This is a genomic window from Bacillus sp. URHA0034 (assembly GCF_056280405.1).
Genome location: NZ_JBWCDK010000002.1, coordinates 5031660 through 5050797, shown reverse-complemented (window position 1 = coordinate 5050797; position 19138 = coordinate 5031660). Strand labels below are relative to the sequence as shown.

Annotated in this window: 16 protein-coding genes; 5 read left to right on the top strand and 11 right to left on the bottom strand. The window is 37.2% G+C overall.

Annotated features, from left to right (window positions below; translation table 11 throughout):
* Window positions 1-113 precede the first annotated feature (113 nt).
* From ACZ9EE_RS26510 to ACZ9EE_RS26485, 6 genes are all read right to left on the bottom strand, one after another.
* Window positions 114-908 carry an ABC transporter ATP-binding protein gene (locus ACZ9EE_RS26510; protein ID WP_476031583.1) on the bottom strand — a complete coding sequence of 265 codons (795 nt, stop codon included), beginning with the start codon at window positions 906-908 and terminating at the stop codon, window positions 114-116.
* The gene (locus tag ACZ9EE_RS26505; RefSeq protein WP_476031582.1) at window positions 883-1914 is read right to left on the bottom strand and encodes an ABC transporter permease; all 1032 of its coding nucleotides are present in this window, start codon (window positions 1912-1914) and stop codon (window positions 883-885) included. Before ACZ9EE_RS26505 ends, ACZ9EE_RS26510 begins: the two co-directional genes overlap by 26 nt.
* Before the next feature lie 129 nt (window positions 1915-2043).
* Window positions 2044-3042, bottom strand: coding sequence for an ABC transporter substrate-binding protein (locus ACZ9EE_RS26500; RefSeq protein WP_476031581.1), 999 nt, complete (start codon window positions 3040-3042; stop codon window positions 2044-2046).
* A 260-nt stretch (window positions 3043-3302) separates the two neighbouring features.
* Window positions 3303-3431 carry a hypothetical protein gene (locus ACZ9EE_RS26495; RefSeq protein WP_275677086.1) on the bottom strand — a complete coding sequence of 43 codons (129 nt, stop codon included), beginning with the start codon at window positions 3429-3431 and terminating at the stop codon, window positions 3303-3305.
* A 94-nt stretch (window positions 3432-3525) separates the two neighbouring features.
* Window positions 3526-4686: a cation:proton antiporter gene (locus ACZ9EE_RS26490; protein WP_476033107.1), complete on the bottom strand. Its 1161-nt coding sequence runs from the start codon at window positions 4684-4686 to the stop codon at window positions 3526-3528.
* Between the two features lie 206 nt (window positions 4687-4892).
* The gene (locus ACZ9EE_RS26485) at window positions 4893-8312 is read right to left on the bottom strand and encodes a hypothetical protein (protein WP_476031580.1); all 3420 of its coding nucleotides are present in this window, start codon (window positions 8310-8312) and stop codon (window positions 4893-4895) included.
* A gap of 198 nt (window positions 8313-8510) precedes the next feature.
* Here ACZ9EE_RS26485 and ACZ9EE_RS26480 point away from each other — a divergent pair, with 198 nt between their 5' ends.
* Window positions 8511-8987, top strand: a complete 477-nt coding sequence (locus ACZ9EE_RS26480; RefSeq protein ID WP_476031579.1) for a hypothetical protein — start codon at window positions 8511-8513, stop codon at window positions 8985-8987.
* A gap of 146 nt (window positions 8988-9133) precedes the next feature.
* Here the strand turns inward: ACZ9EE_RS26480 and ACZ9EE_RS26475 are convergent, their stop codons facing one another.
* A complete protein-coding gene (locus ACZ9EE_RS26475; protein WP_476031578.1) occupies window positions 9134-9652 on the bottom strand; it encodes an HD domain-containing protein in 519 nt (172 codons plus the stop codon).
* 122 nt (window positions 9653-9774) lie between these two features.
* Entirely contained in the window at window positions 9775-11739 is a 1965-nt protein-coding gene (gene ltaS, locus ACZ9EE_RS26470; RefSeq protein WP_476031577.1) for a lipoteichoic acid synthase, read from the bottom strand.
* Between the two features lie 489 nt (window positions 11740-12228).
* Here ltaS and ACZ9EE_RS26465 point away from each other — a divergent pair, with 489 nt between their 5' ends.
* Window positions 12229-12450, top strand: coding sequence for a hypothetical protein (locus ACZ9EE_RS26465; RefSeq protein ID WP_476031576.1), 222 nt, complete (start codon window positions 12229-12231; stop codon window positions 12448-12450).
* A 77-nt stretch (window positions 12451-12527) separates the two neighbouring features.
* Window positions 12528-12707 (top strand): small, acid-soluble spore protein, H family, encoded by a 180-nt coding sequence (locus ACZ9EE_RS26460; RefSeq protein ID WP_476031575.1) that lies wholly within the window; start codon window positions 12528-12530, stop codon window positions 12705-12707.
* 286 nt (window positions 12708-12993) lie between these two features.
* Here ACZ9EE_RS26460 and ACZ9EE_RS26455 read toward each other — a convergent pair whose 3' ends face one another.
* The 3 genes from ACZ9EE_RS26455 to ACZ9EE_RS26445 all read right to left on the bottom strand — a co-directional run bounded on the left by ACZ9EE_RS26455 (window position 12994) and on the right by ACZ9EE_RS26445 (window position 15840).
* The gene (locus ACZ9EE_RS26455) at window positions 12994-13155 is read right to left on the bottom strand and encodes a hypothetical protein (RefSeq protein WP_476031574.1); all 162 of its coding nucleotides are present in this window, start codon (window positions 13153-13155) and stop codon (window positions 12994-12996) included.
* Between the two features lie 94 nt (window positions 13156-13249).
* Window positions 13250-14407 (bottom strand): acyl-CoA dehydrogenase family protein, encoded by a 1158-nt coding sequence (locus tag ACZ9EE_RS26450; protein ID WP_476031573.1) that lies wholly within the window; start codon window positions 14405-14407, stop codon window positions 13250-13252.
* 95 nt (window positions 14408-14502) lie between these two features.
* A complete protein-coding gene (locus ACZ9EE_RS26445) occupies window positions 14503-15840 on the bottom strand; it encodes a TrkH family potassium uptake protein (RefSeq protein ID WP_476031572.1) in 1338 nt (445 codons plus the stop codon).
* Between the two features lie 261 nt (window positions 15841-16101).
* On the opposite strand from ACZ9EE_RS26445, the gene ACZ9EE_RS26440 reads away from it, so the two are divergent.
* Together ACZ9EE_RS26440 and ACZ9EE_RS26435 are read left to right on the top strand one after the other, a co-directional pair.
* Window positions 16102-17634 carry an MFS transporter gene (locus ACZ9EE_RS26440; RefSeq protein ID WP_476031571.1) on the top strand — a complete coding sequence of 511 codons (1533 nt, stop codon included), beginning with the start codon at window positions 16102-16104 and terminating at the stop codon, window positions 17632-17634.
* Between the two features lie 192 nt (window positions 17635-17826).
* Window positions 17827-19128: an MFS transporter gene (locus ACZ9EE_RS26435; RefSeq protein ID WP_476031570.1), complete on the top strand. Its 1302-nt coding sequence runs from the start codon at window positions 17827-17829 to the stop codon at window positions 19126-19128.
* The last annotated feature ends 10 nt before the right edge of the window (window positions 19129-19138 follow it).

Genomic DNA, 19138 nt, shown 5'->3' with positions numbered 1-19138 from the left:
CCAGAATAAAGAAAAAAACATACCTTCTTCAGGTATGTTTACACATTATAAATAGTAGGAAATAATATCATTTAAGAATGTTTGTCAAAAAATGCAAAAAACTTTTTTCGGCATTAAGCAAGGATGGCTCGGTCGCTCGCCATTTGAGTCCCTCGAATTCGTTTAAATTCACTTAACAATCCTTCAATAGTCAGCCTTTGCTTTTCCTCTTCATTCACCTCTAAGATGATTTGACCTTTATCCATCATGATCAATCGATTTCCGAGGTCAATGGCTTGCTGCATGTTATGGGTAACCATTAAGGTCGTCAGATTATATTTAGCGACGATTTCCTTTGTTAAATTTGTAATAAGCTCAGCACGAGAAGGATCTAGTGCAGCTGTATGTTCATCGAGCAGAAGAATAGAAGGTTCAGTAAACGTCGCCATTAACAGCGAGAGTGCTTGCCGTTCCCCGCCAGAAAGTAACCCAACCTTCGCACTAAGACGATTTTCAAGACCAAGATGCAAAGATTCAAGAACCTCCCGGAAATAATCCCGTCTCTTTTTTGTTACACCCTTTCGAAGGGTTCTCACTTTATTTCGTGAATAGGCCATCGCAAGATTCTCTTCAATTGTCATACTTGGGGCAGTCCCCGCCATCGGATCCTGAAACACGCGTCCAATCATTTTTGAACGATTATATTCCGACATGTTCGTAACATTTTTTTCACCTATTTGGACTTCACCCACATCGGGTATTAAAACGCCTGAAATAATATTCATTAACGTTGATTTTCCTGCACCATTGCTCCCAATGACTGTTACAAAATCACCTGGGTTTAGAAAAAGGTTGACATGATCAATGGCCACCTTCTCATCCGGGGTTCCTTCATTAAAAATTTTATGAATCTGATTTAAGTGCAGCATGATTCTCCCCCTTTGCTTGTGCAGAAGCCCGAATTAGGTTCATTCTCTCCTCTTTCCTCCGAGCTTTGCGTTTTCTCTCTTTCGAAGCATCAATTATTTTTGGTGCAGTGAGGGCAATAATGACAATAATTGCCGTAATTAACTTCATATCTCCAGGGCTCATAAAATCAGCTCTTAGCGCTAAAGTTACGACAATGCGGTAAATAATTGATCCCCCAATAACAGCAAGGGTTGTTCTTGCAATTGTTTTGGTGCCAAAAAGTGCCTCACCAATAATAACAGAGGCCAAACCAATGACAATCATCCCAATTCCCATACCGACATCAGCAAATCCGCCCTGCTGGGCAATGAGTGCCCCTGAAAATGCAACTAAGCCATTGGAAAGGCCTAGTCCTAGAACAACAAGAATATTTGTATTTGCTGAAAGGCTGCGAATCATTCTTTTATTGTCTCCAGTAGCTCTAACAGCAAGGCCAAGTTCTGTTTGTAAGAACAAATCGGTAAGGAATTTGATGACAAAAGTCACGATAATCATAAAAATTAAAATTCCCCAAGTTTCCGGCAAGCTGTCACCTAAACCAACCAGTGTTAGAAGGTGATTAAGAAAAGAATCAATCCCCCACTTTTCAAATACGTCCCCAATTTTTGTAAAGGCGGTATCGGTGTTCAATAAAGGTATATTTGACCTTCCCATTATTCGCAGATTAATCGAATATAAAGCAATCATCATTAAAATACCGGAAAGTAAATTATTAATTTTTCCAAACGTATGAAGTAGGCCAGTCATACAGCCAGCGGCAAATCCAGCAAATAATGCCGCAATGGTCGCCACAAAAGGGTTCACTCCATTTGCTATCATGATTGCCGACACAGCAGCACCTGTTACAAAACTCCCATCCACCGTTAAATCTGGAAAATCCAGAATACGAAAGGAAAGGTAGACGCCCAGTGCCATAATCGCATAGATAATACCAGCTTCAAAAGATCCAAATATGGCTGTAAACATTGAGATCATCCTTTCTATCAGTCTTTAAGCCTATAATACATGTATTATTAGGCACTATTAATACATATGTATGAATCAAGGAGGTAACCTCGAGGCAGGTTTCCTCCTTGATTCTTTGTTTCTTATGAATTATTTTCCATCATAAAATTCGCCAAGTTTACTCCATTCATCTTTCACTGTTAAACCTTGAGCCTCAGCCGCTTTTTTATTAATCACTAGTTTTAAGCTCTTAGGAAGTTCCACAGGAATTTCGGATGGTTTTTTCTTGCCCGTTAAAATGTCTGCAGCCATTACCCCAGATTGATAACCTAAATCAAAATAACTGAAACCACTAGCAGCTACAGCACCTTTTTTCATTGAATCAAGTTCCCCAACGAAAAGAGGGATTTTCTTACTATTGGCTACTGCAATAACAGCATCCAGGGCAGTAACAACAGTGTTATCTGTAGGAATGTAAATGGCATCAACACGGCCAACCAAAGACTCCGCTGCCTGTTTAACTTCGGAAGTATTGGCTACCGAAGCCTCAACAAGCTTAGCTCCTTTTTCTTCTACCAATTTTTTCACTTCTTTTACTTGAACCTCTGAATTTTGTTCACCTGAATTAAAAATGACTCCAACCTTCTTAGCTTTTACTTCCTCTGTTATAAAGCTAATCGTTTTCTTTGTTGCATCCGGATGATTATCAGTTGTCCCCGTTATATTTTTACCTGGTTTATCAAACGATTCTACAAGGTCTGCTCCAACTGGGTCTGTTACAGATGTAAAAACAATAGGAATATCCTTTGTAGCGTTTAAGGCAGCGGTTGCACTCGGTGTTGCATTGGCAAAAATCAAATCCACTTTATCACCAACAAAATTGTTTGCAATCGTTTGTGTGTTATTCATATCAGCTTGAGCATTTTGCTCGTCATATTTAACCTTTAATCCTTTGTCCTTTAGTGCCTGCTTAAATCCCTTCGTTGCTGCATCTAATGATGGATGCGGTGCAAACTGAGTAATTCCAACATTAAATTCTTTTTCTGACCCTGTCTTTCCTGAACTTCCTGAAGATTCCTTACTGCCGCATCCAGCTAACAGCAACATTCCCGCTAACGCGATCGAGACTGCCTTTACCTTTCTTTTCATGAACATGTTCCCCCAATTTTCTTACAATTTTCAAATAATTTTTTATATATTAAAAATTATTATTATTCTAGTATCTTTTTTAGATAAAAGCAATAGAAATGCCAAAAATAATTTGAAGGATCGAACTACAGGATTAGAGTCATTATGGTAAAAACGGCTGTTACGAGGGTTTCTATTTTTTATTCTTAATAGAAAATGCCCTCTAACTAGTAGAGGGCATTCGCAGATGTATACTATTTTAAATATTATTGCCGTCTGGCTTACCAATTACGCGTATTTTCAAGCAGTTGATCAATCTCCACTTTTTTCACTTTATTATTGTTTTTCTCAGATGTTAGATCTGAAGTAGCTTCTAATAGTTGGTCGATATCGATTAATTTGATTCCCATCACTAACCTCCATAGAACTTTTGTCAGTTATTACTCTATTAAACTATTCGAGTTTAATAGCGAGAACATGGGGGTCGTTTTTTTTAATTTATAATTAAGCTGTTACTTTTATATCTTTTTGACTCTTACTTCTTTTAAAAAAGTATTTCATCATTGGCGGTGTAACGATTGTTGTAACAAGAACAACAATAACTAAAATAGCAAAAAGCTGTTGGCTTATTAAATCACTCTCAAGACCAATTGCTGCTATAATTAAGGCTACCTCCCCCCTTGATACCATAGCCGCGCCAATTCCAAACGAGCTGTCCCAAGAGAATTTCGCCAGTTTTGCACCCGCAGCAGCGCCAATCAACTTGGTAAGGATTGCTAGAATACTAAGCCCAATGATTGTAATAAGATGTTGGGAAATTCCGTCAAAGCTAACCTTCACTCCGATGGAAACAAAAAATACAGGTACGAAAAGTGAATAACTAATGGTTTCTGCTTTTTTAATTACATCATGTTTTAATTTGGTTAAACTTATGGCGAGACCAGCAATATAGGCGCCAATAATCGCTGCAACTCCAGTTACCTCTGCCATATAGGCAAACAAAAAGCAGATAATCAGGGCGCCAGAAATTACTGATTCTGTTACCTTTAAACGTGAAAATCTAGTTAAAATCCAAGGTACTAGCTTCCAGGCTGCCAATATCGCTCCACCGAAGAAGAGAACCTTTTTCAATAAAATCATACTTAAATTTACCTCACCACCTGCCATGCTCATTAAAAAGGCCAGCGCGACAATGACTACGACATCATCAATAACAGCTGCACCTAAGATAGCTGTCCCCTCTTTTGACTGCATTTTGTTTAATTCTTTAAGAGCCTGAACGGATATACTCACACTTGTGGCTGAGAGCAATAATCCTAAAAATGACGCTTCAAAAGTGGACATATTCATGATCACTCCAGCTAAAAAACCGATAAAGAACGGAACGATGATTCCACTTATCCCTACCAAGGTTGAGGCCTTCCAAGAGCGTTTAAATTCATCTGCGTCAGTCTCCAAGCCTGCTATAAACATTAACAAAATGACACCAATCTGGCTGAACTCTTCCAGGATTTTCGTTTCGGAAACAAGGCCTAATACAGCCGGACCTAAAAGGATTCCGACAAGAAGCTTCCCTAGCACTGAAGGCTGGCCTAATTTAACACTAATATCCCCAGCCACTTTTGAGGCAAATAATATAATAACTAACTCGAGAATGAAGTCCATCTTTTCACCTTTCCTTTCAAAAAAATAAAAAAGAATCTGTGATGAAAGCAACAGACTCTTTTTTGTAAAAGTAAACATAAAAAAAGCCTGTCAACCAAAGGACATAATTATCCCTTGGTGACAGGCTCCTCCAAAAACATACTATTCTATTAACAATATTATAACAAACTTTATATTTAAAATCAACTAAAAGGAAGAACTTGGTATTAATTCCACTTTCGTATTTTATCAATAATGTTAGCTTTCAGAACGGTTATGAAAGTGGCTTTTCCCTTTTGAATTTTTTGTTTATGCCACTCATTAAAGCTGGCTATCGTAATGAGGATTAGACCGGAAACCAGCAAATATGCCCACCAAGGCATGTTCCCCCAATATGGTCTTGTTTGCAGGAAAACATTTAACAGCAGCACGCCTGCCCCCACGAAAAAATACGATTTTATTTGAATAAACATACCAGCCACCAGCGATAACAAAGAAAGTGTTCCTAAAATAATCGCATCATAGATGGTGCTGCTGGCCATAGCATCTTGGATTAAAATCAGTGACACGATCACTAAAACTATCCATTGAATTGCCTTGACTACATCCGGATATTTCCCCTTAAAACAGCGACGGATAAAAATAACCAACAGAATAAAAGGAAGAACATATACCTCTCGCTGCCACAGCGATGGAACATGTATTCCGTTGATGATGGCATAATAGGGCTGTAACAAATATATTCCAGCTGTCATTATTATGAAATCAGCATATTCAGCAGGGACTCTTTTGCGCTGCAGCCAGACAGAGAAAGCAATCAACATTCCCGGCAATGCATGACTCCAAAGGTGCTGATTTTCGAAGAAATACATAAACACAAAAAACAAAAATGCCACGAGTGTATATCCATCCATTTTTATTTCTAAGATTTTTTTCCCTGGCTCAAATAACTTCTTGTATAGGAATTGTCCTAGGAAAATTAAGAGCATTCCAATGAAGGCGAAGACAAGCATTTTTTCAGGAGCTGGCCAATCACTTACATACATGTACTCTATTGTGGCCATGAAAGTAAAACCTAATGGCACTATTGTGATAAGATCCCATTTTACTTTATGCAAATAAAACAGTATCACCAAAACATATAGGCAGGTTACAAGATATGGGAGAATACCATATGGATAGACCATTATCATTGAACCAATTCCAATCACGGAAAATGGAATTAAATACAATGTTGTTCTACTTTTAAATTCCTGGTTAGCAAATAGGACCATCGCGAGCATTAATACACTAGTGATTGGGAAGGCAAATCTTTCATCGATAGGAAGATGCACTCTATCCATCCCTGTAAATATCACTAAAAATAATAAAGTAAAACTTCCGTATAAGAAAGTCTGTATTTTCCATTCCCTCACAGCCAATTTTGTACTAGCTGCGTAACCTGCCAGTGATAAGATTAAACTAAAGATGACATCCGTATGATGTAGAAACCATGTAAATATAAGTGAGAGTGGCAAGATTAGATGTCCTACCCATGCAAAAGCAGCCTCGAGGTCGGGATTCGATTTTCGATATAAACTGCCAATGACAAGAAGTAAGATTGCACCTATAGATGGTGCTAATGAATTTACCAGGTGATGAACAGCAAAATTCTCTGTAACCGCATGGATAACCGAAAAATAACTTAAGATCGTCGTTATACTGATAAAATAAGGAATCCACTTGGACCCAATCCTATTATAAAAATAAGAATACATTGCTATTCCTGCGGCCATCACTAAAGGCCGGACCCAAGTGTCATTGATTGGACTAATAATGGCTTGGTATATCGCTATTGTATAAAGGTATTGGGAAACATACAGTGAGTTTCTTGCTAAAACTTGCTTAGAAACCTTTGTCCAGGCAATGCTTGAAACTAACACAATGACTGCTCCGGCTGCGAAATTTATTGAATTCCCATATTCAGCATGATATGTAAGGGAGTTTACATTAAGCTCCTCACCAAAAGCTGCTAAGGAAAGTCCAAGTGCACTAGGCAGCACCCAGGATGCCGCTTCAATTAATAAGTTTCTTTCTTGAGATTGATGAAGTAAATAAGCTGCCACAGCTAATAGGATAAGCATCACTCCCAATTCCCACCAATATAGTAGGACAACCGCCATCATCATGGCAATAGCCATGATAGATAATCCAACCTCAACAGCTGCAATTCGTATCATCTGCACATACTTTAATAAATGTAGAATTCCAAAGACACTTAACAGAAGAAACCCTGTTAAGAACACTCTAAGGGCCAAATTGAATTCTTCAATTGGAATAGTTATTAATGATATACCTTCATAGATGCCTGCTGACAAAAAGAGTGAACTTAAGTAAGAGAAAAGGGATCGAGAACGATTATTGGTAAGGTAAATGAAATTCACTGCCATTATAAAGTAAGCAATCATCAGCACAATGGATGGCTGTCCAGAGCGGAGCAGGAACCCTTCAAGACTAATATAAATAAAAGCTAAACCTGAGATAACGGCACTTGTGTACTGGAAGGCTTTGTCTAATGAAAATCTCTTGTCTAAGGCTTTCGGCACAAAAACAATCCCAAATGCCACTAATGCGTAAACTATTCCGCCTGCATATTCAAGGACACTACGCTCAACTAGCTGATACACCCCATAAACCAACATGCTGGTAAAGATAAAATGATACTCCTTCTTCCCCGTTACGTAAATCATCGATAAATAGATGACGGCAGTTAATAGGAGGTTAAAGCTGTACAATACCTCATTATCAAAAAGAAATAGCATAAGGAGTGTAGATAGAATTAAATTTACTTGGATATATGGTATAAATTCTTTACTAAATAATTGAAGCAAGCTGATCGCTTTCACACGATGGTAAACAAGAATAAGTATTGCATTTAATAGCATCATCCCTAAATAGAATAGATCCACCCTTAAATGGAGGGCTGCTAATAAAAAGGCAGCTCCCATAGAAAAGGAAATAAATGAGAACCAGACAAACAATCGCGAATTCAAATTTTTAGCAAAAAGTATATACACACCAAGGGATACGAAGCTTCCAAGCATACCAAGTAAATATCGTCCTCCACCAGCAATCGATAAATAAGAACCTAAGAGCCCAAACCATCCTAAGGAAAGAATAAAAATCGGTAAGAATAAACTCCCTAACACTGTGAATGCAAAAGCCGTTTTATCAATATGCAGCACTCTTTTGGAAATAAAGGCAATTACGTAAAATAACAATGAAACAATAGCAATTGAGCCGCTTTTCATTAAACTTGTCATTGATTCCCAATTACTTGTGGCCACAAATAAACCGCCGATTAATAGAAAAATAACCCCTATATTTAACGACCATGTTATATTTCTTTCTCTGATCTCTTCTTGCGAAAGTTTCTTTTTAACTATGGCCGGTTTTGGAGAAGAAGCTGGTGAGGGATTAGATTGTAGTGACCGTGGCTGTTGTTTAAGGATTAGTTCATCTTCTTCTCTTAGTAAATCGAGTTGGTATTGATGGTGTGCCTTTGCCACTGTCTCAACTATTGCATTTGTAAGATACCCTTCTTCTCTCAACATATATAATTCATTCCTAAAGATTCTTCTTCGCTCTTCTCTTATATTGGGTTCCATTTAAACTCTCCCTCATTTCTTCTATTAAGGTGGTTTATGTAAATTTTGGGATAATTTATAACATTACCCCTTTAGTGTAATTTTACACGATTTTATATAAATTTCAATCCTTTTCCTTTTTCAAAAATATTCGAGTTTACGTTTGGGGAAAATATCTGTATGATAAGAGAATATTTGTTTTAAAAGAAGGAGTATTTTATGCTGACATTTAATGAAAAACTAACAATTATTGAATCATATCCAGAATTAGAACGAAAAGATGTTTCGCTGAAACGTGTTAATTTTCAACTTCCAGACAGTATTTCCGATAAAAAAAATATTGTTTATCATTTACATCCAAATGGAAATGGCTTTGTTTATGCCGGCCACCTCGATCACTATGATACAGATGATAAAGGAATGGTCAATATCCGTGATTTTTCAGCAGAGCAGCTTCGTAGCATCCTAACTGAATCCATTGCTGGATTATCACATCAAGAAATATCAACCAAGGAAGAAGCCATTATTGGCGAATTAGAGGAAGAGCGCTGGGTTAACGAAGAGGGCAATGTTTTAATATTGCTTAATGAAAATGAAGTATGGAATATCTATTTTGGTTTAAATCTCGATGAAACCTTTGATACATACGAAGAAGCAATAGATTTCATGCGGGAAGAAGGCTTTAAACGGGAATAGAAACACACTCTGTTGATTGGGGCGAAGCGACGAAGAGGCTCCCCGTTCGCCCGCGAACCGCTCGCGCCTGAGCGGAAATCAACATATAGTTTATTGTATAGAAAAGAAGGTGCCCCTAAAAGTTATACTTCTGGGACACCTTCTTTTTATTGTTTGTTATATTCTTCATCAATCCATTGATCTAAACGCTTTATGCTTTCTTTTGCACGTTCAAATTCAATCGTCCGATAATGATGCATGCCGCCTTCTTCTTCATCTTTCTCATCAGCCCATTTTACCACTTGTTGCAATGGTGTTCTTACAATGTCATTTGAAGGTAAAAATGAGTCGGTATGAAAAAGAATCGCGAGTGCAATTGTTTTGGCCTTAATTGGGTTTTCCCCAAGGCGGATCAATAGCTTATGTGCCCGTTCAGCCCCTTTTATTGGATGAATATCATTTTGTTTATATAGGTCATAATCCCATTTCCCATTCTTATACCAAGTATAGTGTCCCATATCATGGAGAAGCCCTGCTTTAGCAGCAATATCAACATCAAGCTGATGTTCTTTACTCAAATGAAAAGCATGGTACGCTACCGCTATCGCATGGGCAAGTCCTGAGCGGTTTAAATATTTTTGGGCAATGCGGTGTTCAAATATATCCAATAAAGTTACATCTCTCATGCGATCCACTCCTACCGTTCATAAATGTATTTCACTTATTATATGCTAACCTGTCCTAAATGGCTATTCCTTTGGTCAATTATATAAAAAAGAGAGGGACCAGTTAGTCCCTCTCTCATAAGTTAATTAGCTTCTGTTGTTTTTGTTGTTTTTGTTGTTTTTCCGTTTGGTCCTAGGTATTCATAGTCATTAGGATTTATTGGCGTATATCCTTCAGGCTTATAGAATCTTAATAGGTCTTTATAAACAATTTCATCAGACATTTGTAATTCTGTTTTTACCTTTTCATCAACGTTCTTACATGGTGTATTATCATCTAATAATAATGTTGTTTCATAAGAGTAACATTTATCGTTCAACTGGATACCATCTGCCGAAACAAAATCACCATTTCTGAACAACGCCCAATTACGATGATCTTTAGAAAGCAAGTCAGAACCAAATTCCATATAATCCTTCGTATCGATACCTAATAAATGAAGTATAGTTGGACGGACATCCACTTCACCGCCAATTTGATGCTGAACTCCACCTTTCACACCAGGAACGTGGATAAATAAAGGTACTTGCTGTAACTTCGCATTTATCGCTGGTGTGATTTCATCGACTCCCAATACCTTTGCCATTGCTTCATTATGGTTTTCAGATATACCATAATGGTCACCGTACATAACAATGATGGTCTTATCATACAAACCATCTGCTTTTAAATCATTAAAGAACTGCTCAAACGCTTGATCCATATAGTGGGCTGATTGGAAATACTGGTTAACAACTGAATCACCGTAATCACCAGCAGGAAAATCAGTATCCTCTGGGTCCATTTCAAATGGAAAATGGTTAGACAATGAAATAAACTTCGTATAGAAAGGCTGCTTTAAACTTTCAAGCATAGGAATGGATTCTTTAAAGAATGGTTTATCTTTCATACCATAGTTTTTAGTATTTTCATCCGTCATATTGTAGTATTCCGCATCAAAGAACTGATCATAACCAAAAGCTTTATAAATAACATTTCTGTTCCAGAATGTCTTATAGTTGCCGTGGAATACCGCGGAACTATATCCCTGTCCTTTCAGGATAGAAGGCATGGCTTGATAAGTATTTTGGGCTTTATTTACAAAAACAGCCCCTTGTGCCATCGGATATAAGGAATTCTCCATTAAAAACTCAGCATCTGATGTTTTCCCTTGGCCTGTTTGGTGGTAGAAGTTATCAAAATAGAAAGTATTTCCATCATGTGCTAATGAATTAAGGAAAGGTGTCACCTCTTGACCGTTAGGCAGCTTATAATCAATCATAAAGTTTTGAAAAGACTCCATTGAAATGTAAAGCACATTCATTCCTTTTGCCTTGCCAAAATAAACAGGATTTGGAGCCGCATAATTAGCTTTTCGATAGTTCTCTACGTCAGTAATATCACTGCTGTCAGCTAATGCCCGCTGACTGGAGGACTTAATATTTTGAATAACATCGTAAATTGTAAAGTTATAAGCACCTAGGTATTTGACCAAATAGTTGCGGTCAAATGAACGCGTTAGTAATTGAGGGCGATCCTTTTCCGCTAATCCCAGGTTAAAAAGAAACGTTGTGATTGCAAACAAAAGAACAATTTTATATGACTTTCGATTTGTTACCGTCACTTTTTTGAAAACAGTTAATGCCAAAACAATTAAAACGATCGTATCAACAAAATAAAAAATATCAAAAGGTGATATTAAAGATAACGCACTATCACCCAATTGTCCGCCATTTGTTTTTGTTTGCATTAATACCGGTACTGTAATAAAGTCATTAAAAAAACGATAATACACGATATTAGCGTACAGCAGGAATGATAATACGAAATTAATGATAATCATAACGAGCTTTGTATGTTTCTTGAAGAGAAGCGCTAAACCAAGAAAGAATAACGCTGAACTTAACGGATTAATCAATAACAAAAACTTTTGCAGATTATTATCAATTCCTAAGTTAAATTCAATTTGATAGGCCGCATATGTTTTGAACCAGAATAATAAAACGGCAATTACTAAGAATGAAATATGACTGTTTTTTAATGTTTTAGGTAATTTAATTTTATTCATAACATAATTCTCCTCTCACTTACCAATAAGCTTCGGTAAACGAACCTCAATTACTATAACACACTTTCAAAAAAAATTAAAACATAAATATGCCATTTTATGTATTGGTACAATACGATCGCAGATGTCATTTTTATAGCTTTTTCACCAAGAAACGACAATTACTATAGCTGTCCATTTGAATAAATTCTCCTTTATACTATGACAGTTTTATGGTGGACATGACTGTTCATTTCTCAAATATATATGACGATGACCGAAGTCATTTGGTTTCACGATTATAAATGTTTTTCCTTGTGATAATTATTAAAATATTTCTCATTGCCGATAACGATATGTCACCTATCATAAACCCGAACTAAACCGGTATGCAATAAGAAGATAGACTTATCTTTTACTGATAGGTTACCGAATAATTATATAATTATTGGTAAGCATAAGCACGATGGAGGTAAAGCATATCTCCACAATATAACTGACACTTTTGAAATGAAAAAAATGAATGAACAAGGAAGTGAGCTTATGCCCAGAATGAGGCCGGAGTTTACAAAAAGTCCGTATTTTGTGGATGAACCAGGAAATTGGCATTTAAAACCTGGCGCTCCAAAGGAGATGCAATTGGAACTTCAGAACTACCTTAGCAGTCTAGAGGAATTACACGAAGATGGGACAATAAATGGCAACCAAATTGATATCTATTCTACTCATTAATATATTATAGAAGAAAACGGATACACTATAGCTGTAGTCCTTTTACATTACCCTACATAGAACTAGGAGTGAAAAAAATGAATGTTAACCGAGTAAAGCAAATTCTGTCCTCTTCAGCAGATATTGAAGTTAAATATAATGGTACTTCCGTTTGGATTGATCAGTTAAATGAAGATGGAAGGACAGCTACCGTTCATTTACGCGGACCGCTCGAAGAACGGACCATTGTAGAAGTACATGAATTAGTCGAAGACTAAACCGAAAAGAAGGTGTCCCAAAAGTATAATTTTTAGGGGGGCACCTTCTTTCTCTTTAAACTAGTCTGATGATTTCCGCTCCATGCACTCCGCTTTCCGCGGGCGTTCCGGGGAGCCTCCTCGGCGCTTAAGCGCCTGCGGGGTCTCCCCTGCCCCGTACTCCCGCAGGAGTCTTCGCGCCTTCCGCTCCAATCAACAGAGTGTGCAAAAATTTTTCATCAACCACCTTTTGGGTCGGCCTCTGTTTATTCTCTCCAACAAAAAAGCAGGACATTTCCTGCTTTTTCTAAACCATATCTTCATTTTCTTTTTGAATCTCACTTGGCTGGGGCTGTTCTTGTTGAATAATGCTGCCAAGAACTTCCCGGTTGTACTTACCAGCGTCTTTACCAGCTCCAGGTGCTATATTAGCCATTGGGAGCTGTTCTAATTCTTTACCTCTAGGCACTCTACCTCACTCCTTTACCTTAAGATACCCCTTCAAAATAATATATAACCGCATCTAACATGGATTTTCGATGTTGTCCAACGCTGTAAAATTTTCAATTATTTTGATGATTAAAAATACTTTCCCTAGCTAAAAGCCCGATTGTCATATCATCCATTGGCGGATTATGCAGGCCTGCCCGTACATCACGATAATATCGTTGAAGGGGATTTTGCAAAGATAAACTTTTTGCTCCGACAATTCGCATCGCAAGATCTACAATCGAAATAGCATCATTCGTAACAGTTAATTTAACAGCCCCTAATGCTGGGAGAAGCTTTTCCCGATCATCGTCTGCAGCAGTATCCCATTGTTTCGCCACTGAATATAAAAATGATTGTGCCTGCATGATTTTAAGTTCCATTTCACCAATTTTTTGCCTGACGTTTGGTAAATCAATAATAGTTCCAATAATACTGTTGGGGGAATATTCCTTCGCGAATTGTATCGCATATCTTTGAGCGGCTTTGGCAATGCCAAGGTAACAGGCGGGAATATGAAGCAGCCAACCGTTGGCTTTTCTGCCATTGGTGTTTGCTATTTCAACAAGATATTCATCAGGAATACTTACCTCCTCTAGAATTAAATCATGACTTCCCGTCCCTCTTAATGAGATACTATCCCAGGTCTCTTCAATTCTTACTCCCATTGTTCCTCTTGGAATTAAGAAGTTAGCCACTTCATTACGATCTTTTATTGTCGCATTAACAATAAAATAATCCAATACGGGCGCCATTGTTGTAAAGGTTTTCCTACCTGTAATCATCCAGCCTTGGCTGGTTTCCACTGCATAGGTTTCCGGTCTGCCGCCGCGGGTTGGACTTCCTGTTTTTGGTTCAGTCTGTGCACTGTTAATTAAAGCACCATTGGTTACACTTTCACACAAAAACTTAAACATAGACTCTTTCCATAACCTTTTCTCTTGAAGATTCATAATAATCCCCATATGCCACCCAATGGACAGCGCAGTAGCCCCATCACCTTGGGCAATCATCTCTTGCAGGCGAACAAGTTCATATAAAGAAATCTCTTTTCCCCCATATTTAGCAGGAACAGTCAAAGTTGTATAACCTGTATTTTTCAAATCAGCGATATTGTCATAAGGAAAGGACCCTTCAATGTCCACTTGATGTGCTCTTGTTAAAAACTTTTTTGAAAAAGCCTTCATCAGCTCTAATCGGCCTTCCATGGAATCCATTTGTACAAAGTTCATTATTTTCACTCCAGTCTGTTTCTCTAATGTTTAAATTTTATCACAACCATAACAAAAAAGACTCCTGTTTGGCATAACAGGAATCTCTCTAAATTTTAGCCAATCATAATTTTTCCTTTAGGATAACGGAACGGGTCAGGGTTTCTCCTCATGGTTACGGCAAATGCAATTGTTAAAGGCCCCACCCTACCGGCAAACATGGTAAACATAATTAATATCTTGCCAAATTCCGATAAATCAGGTGTTAAACCCATTGAAAGACCCACAGTCGCAAATGCAGACGTCACTTCAAAGAGAATGGATAAAAAATCATGCCCTTTTTCAGAAATAGTTAATACAAGTGTCATAAGCATTACGAGAAAAAGTCCACTTAATGTTACAGTTAAAGCCTTATATATCGTTTCATATTCAATGCGCTGACGATAAAAAATAACATCCTCTTTCCCACGAATTTGTGACCAGACTGCGCCTATCAAAGTAGTAAAGGTGGTTGTTTTTATCCCTCCTCCCGTCGAACCGGGCGAAGCTCCTATAAACATCAGCAGAATCATTAATAAGAGGCTGGATTGAGTTAAATCCCCAATACTTAACGTATTAGCTCCTGCCGTTCTAGCGGTGACCGATTGAAATAATGAGCCCAGTATTTTTCCTGTCAGGGATAGAGGCTTTAATGTTAGATGATTGGAATACTCTAACAAAAATATGCCCACTGTTCCAACTATTACTAAAAAGGCACTGGTTATAAGGACAATCTTAGTATGTAAAGAAACGCGCTTAATAGCTCGATATTCATACAGTTCATTCATGACAATGAATCCAATTCCGCCCAGAATAATTAATAAACAAACAGTTAAAGTTACCGTTGGGTCATCCACATAGCTTGTTAAACTATGAAATTCCCCCATTAAATCAAATCCTGCATTATTGAAATTGGATATAGAATGAAAAATACCGAAATAAATCGCTTTTTTTACAGGCATATCGAAAGAAAAACGAATCGATAATATAAGCGCCCCTGTCAATTCAATTACAGCCGTAAAAATGATGATCCTTCTTGCTAACCTAACAATTCCTTCAATAGAAAGATTATTTAAAGATTCCTGAAGCAATATTCTTTCTTTTAACGATATTTTTTTTCCTAATAGAAAGGCAAAAAAAGTTGCAAATGTCATAAATCCAAGTCCTCCAACCTGAATCAGCGACAAAATGACAATCTGGCCAAATACCGTAAATGTCGTACCTGTGTCTACTACCACAAGACCAGTTACACAAGTTGCTGAAGTAGCAGTGAAGAAAGCATTTACTAAGGACAAACCATGTCCATTAGTAGTCGAAGCAGGGAGCGTTAATAAAATGGCCCCTATTATAATAATAGTAGCAAATCCAAAAACAAGGGTTTTAGGAGGATCAAGAAAAATTTTTTTTTGAGGCATTAGTATCCTTCCTAACTGATTATTATTTTTGTAGAAAAATTTTTGCTATATTTAAAATATGGTAAAAGTGAAAACATATTACAGAAAAATATACTACTGTATTTAAAATATGTAAATATATTTAGCCATCAGTGTCGAACCTCACTGTACTCTCACTCGTTGTAGTTTATAATACTTAAGAAAATCCAAAAATCTGGCTATGATTTGTCAAATGTATTCGAACAAAACTAGATACTGCAACGGCATATGAGGGGGATGAAAATGAAAAAAGGTACCGGGCAATTATTTATTCAAACAAGCAGTTTGGTCGCAGGGTTTATGGTTTGGGTAATTATTTCTTCGCTAATGCCATATATAAAGGAAGATATTCATTTAACATCAACAGAAATTGCGTGGGCCACTGCCGTCCCCGTTATTTTAGGATCCCTATTAAGGGTGCCAATTGGTTATTGGACAAACAAATATGGAGCACGAATCTTGTATAGCTTAAGCTTTATTATTCTCCTTATTCCCATTATCATCATTAGTTATTCTAGCAATTTATGGATGTTAATCATGGGCGGCTTATTACTCGGAATAGGAGGTGCTGTTTTTTCAGTTGGTGTTACATCGTTACCAAAATATTATGATAAAACAAAACATGGATTGATAAACGGCATTTATGGAGCTGGAAACATTGGAACAGCGGTAACCTCCTTTTTGGCCCCTGTTTTGGCCAATCTCTATGGCTGGAGAAATACTGTTAAATTTTTTCTTATCTTATTACTACTATTTGCTATAATGAATTTCTTATTAGGTGACAAAAAAGAACGAAAAGTTAGTAATTCCATACTTGAGCAATTTAAAGAGGTTTACAAAAATCCTAAACTCTGGGTATTGAGCTTATTTTATTTTGTTACATTTGGTTCATTTGTTGCTTTTACGATTTATTTGCCATCCTTTTTAGTTAACCAATTTGAACTAGATAAAGTAGATGCTGGAATAAGAACTGCTGGTTTTATTACGCTTGCTACAATGTTTAGGCCAGTGGGCGGCTGGCTTGGCGATAAAATTAATCCATTATTAATCCTCATTGCTGTTTTCTTTAGCTTAACTTTTGCAGGGTTTTTACTTGCCTTTTCACCATCATTACCTATTTACTCGTTTGGATGCTTGTTAGTAGCCTTTTTTGCAGGACTTGGTAACGGGGCAATCTTTAAATTAGTTCCCTTATACTTTTCTAAGCAAGCAGGCATTGTTAATGGATTTGTTTCAGCCATGGGGGGTCTTGGCGGCTTTTTCCCACCGCTGATTTTAACTGTTTTTTTTACTTGGACAGGACATTATGCGATTGGTTTTATGTCACTTTCTGAATTTTCATTAGCAAGTCTTGTCATCGTCATCTGGTTATACTATCACTATAAACTGGACCTTGCTCGAAAAATTGTGAACTATGCCTTTGATGGTATTTGTATAACGGATGTCAATGGAATCATTCAGAATGTTAATCCAGCCTTCTCTAGAATTACTGGCTATAATTTAAAAGAAGTGATTGGAAAAACACCAAGTGTTCTACAATCCGGAGAGCATGACAATAATTTTTATCAAAACATGTGGAAAAGTATACTTACGGATGGGTATTGGGAAGGTTTCATCTGGAATAAGCGCAAAAATAATGAAATATTTAAAGAATGGCTTACAATCACCGCCATAATAGATGATGCCGGAGAAATACAGAACTATGTAGGCATGTTTTATGAAGTGAGAGAACTCCCCCAAGATAACCAAATTTATACAAGAAATCCTCAATTATGAGGGTTTCTTTTTTTTTGCTTTCTACTTGTCTTTAATTTATTACAACTTTTTGTCTAAAAGCATGTGTTCACATTTCCTTCACCATTTTTGTGACGGACGTCACAAAATAGAGGTTAGCATGTAGTTTATAGTAATTACACAAGCAACACATGCACTAATAAAAAATCAATTATCATTTAGGGGGAAAATCACATGGCCCGAATTAATTACTGGAATCCAGAAGACGAGAAGTTCTGGAAAGCCGAAGGAAAAAAACACGCTAACCGAAATTTATGGATCTCCGTACCATCTCTTATGCTAGCCTTTATTGTTTGGCAAATTTGGTCGGTTGTGGCTGTCAGACTAAACGACGTTGGCTTCCATTTTACAGAGGAACAATTATTATCACTTGCTGCAATCCCTGGACTTGTGGGTGCAACACTTCGTTTTGTTTATACATTTGCAGCAGGACTTTTTGGCGGGAAAAACTGGACAGTTATCTCTACTGCCATTCTTGCAATCCCAGCAATTGGCATCGGATTTGCCGTCCAAAATCCAGATACACCGTATACTGTTATGTTACTATTAGCAGCACTATGTGGTCTAGGTGGAGGAAACTTCTCGTCTTCATCAGCAAATATTAGTTTCTTCTTTCCCAAAAAAGAAAAAGGTACTGCGCTTGGAATTAACGGCGGTTTAGGTAATATGGGAGTATCTGTGGTCCAATTTGTTACTCCATTAATCATAACCTCAGGAACTTTTGCTTTCATTGGCGGCAAGCAAGTTTTAGCTACTGGTCAAACAATGTGGTTACAGAACGCTGCCTTTATCTGGGTGATTCCGATCGCTATCATGACCATACTGGCTATTTTTAAAATGGATAACGTACCCGGTGCTAAACAATCATTTGCTGATCAATTTGGTATTGTAAAACGTAAGCACACTTGGATTATGACTGTTTTATATGTAGCTACATTCGGTTCATTCATTGGATACTCTGCGGCATTCCCGCTTCTTTTGAAATCACAATTTCCTGAGCATCTTTCACTTGCCTTCCTTGGTGCATTAGTTGCGGCAGCTGCCAGACCTGTAGGAGGCTGGATGGCCGATAAGCTTGGTGGTGCAAAAGTAACTGCTTTTGTGTTAGTCATAATGGGTATTGGTGCAGCAGGTGTTATTTATTTCTTAAATGGAAAACAATTTAATGGGTTCTTGTTCTCTTTCTTAATTCTTTTCCTTGCATCAGGTATTGGTTCTGGTTCAACATTCCAAATGATTCCAAACATTTTTATTGCTAAAGAAGCAGCACCTGTAATTGGGTTCTCAGCCGCGTTTGCAGCATATGGATCTTTCTTTATCCCTAAGCTTTTTGGCTGGTCTATTAATGCAACAGGAACTTACACCACTGCTTTCTACTTCTTTATTGGATTCTATGTAATCTCATTTGTACTAAACTGGTTCTACTATCAAAGAAAAGCTACTGTTGCAAATTCAGTAGTAAAACAAGCTAGTTAATATTATAAAA

Excerpts from the sequence above, each read along its gene's own strand:
- ACZ9EE_RS26510 (WP_476031583.1), bottom strand. The coding sequence starts at position 908 with ATGCTGCACTTAAATCAGATTCATAAAATTTTTAATGAAGGAACCCCG.
- ACZ9EE_RS26505 (WP_476031582.1), bottom strand. The coding sequence starts at position 1,914 with ATGTTTACAGCCATATTTGGATCTTTTGAAGCTGGTATTATCTATGCG.
- ACZ9EE_RS26500 (WP_476031581.1), bottom strand. The coding sequence starts at position 3,042 with ATGAAAAGAAAGGTAAAGGCAGTCTCGATCGCGTTAGCGGGAATGTTG.
- ACZ9EE_RS26495 (WP_275677086.1), bottom strand. The coding sequence starts at position 3,431 with ATGGGAATCAAATTAATCGATATCGACCAACTATTAGAAGCTACTTCA.
- ACZ9EE_RS26490 (WP_476033107.1), bottom strand. The coding sequence starts at position 4,686 with ATGGACTTCATTCTCGAGTTAGTTATTATATTATTTGCCTCAAAAGTG.
- ACZ9EE_RS26485 (WP_476031580.1), bottom strand. The coding sequence starts at position 8,312 with ATGGAACCCAATATAAGAGAAGAGCGAAGAAGAATCTTTAGGAATGAA.
- ACZ9EE_RS26480 (WP_476031579.1), top strand. The coding sequence starts at position 8,511 with ATGCTGACATTTAATGAAAAACTAACAATTATTGAATCATATCCAGAA.
- ACZ9EE_RS26475 (WP_476031578.1), bottom strand. The coding sequence starts at position 9,652 with ATGAGAGATGTAACTTTATTGGATATATTTGAACACCGCATTGCCCAA.
- ltaS (WP_476031577.1), bottom strand. The coding sequence starts at position 11,739 with ATGAATAAAATTAAATTACCTAAAACATTAAAAAACAGTCATATTTCA.
- ACZ9EE_RS26465 (WP_476031576.1), top strand. The coding sequence starts at position 12,229 with ATGAAAAAAATGAATGAACAAGGAAGTGAGCTTATGCCCAGAATGAGG.
- ACZ9EE_RS26460 (WP_476031575.1), top strand. The coding sequence starts at position 12,528 with ATGAATGTTAACCGAGTAAAGCAAATTCTGTCCTCTTCAGCAGATATT.
- ACZ9EE_RS26450 (WP_476031573.1), bottom strand. The coding sequence starts at position 14,407 with ATGAACTTTGTACAAATGGATTCCATGGAAGGCCGATTAGAGCTGATG.
- ACZ9EE_RS26445 (WP_476031572.1), bottom strand. The coding sequence starts at position 15,840 with ATGCCTCAAAAAAAAATTTTTCTTGATCCTCCTAAAACCCTTGTTTTT.
- ACZ9EE_RS26440 (WP_476031571.1), top strand. The coding sequence starts at position 16,102 with ATGAAAAAAGGTACCGGGCAATTATTTATTCAAACAAGCAGTTTGGTC.
- ACZ9EE_RS26435 (WP_476031570.1), top strand. The coding sequence starts at position 17,827 with ATGGCCCGAATTAATTACTGGAATCCAGAAGACGAGAAGTTCTGGAAA.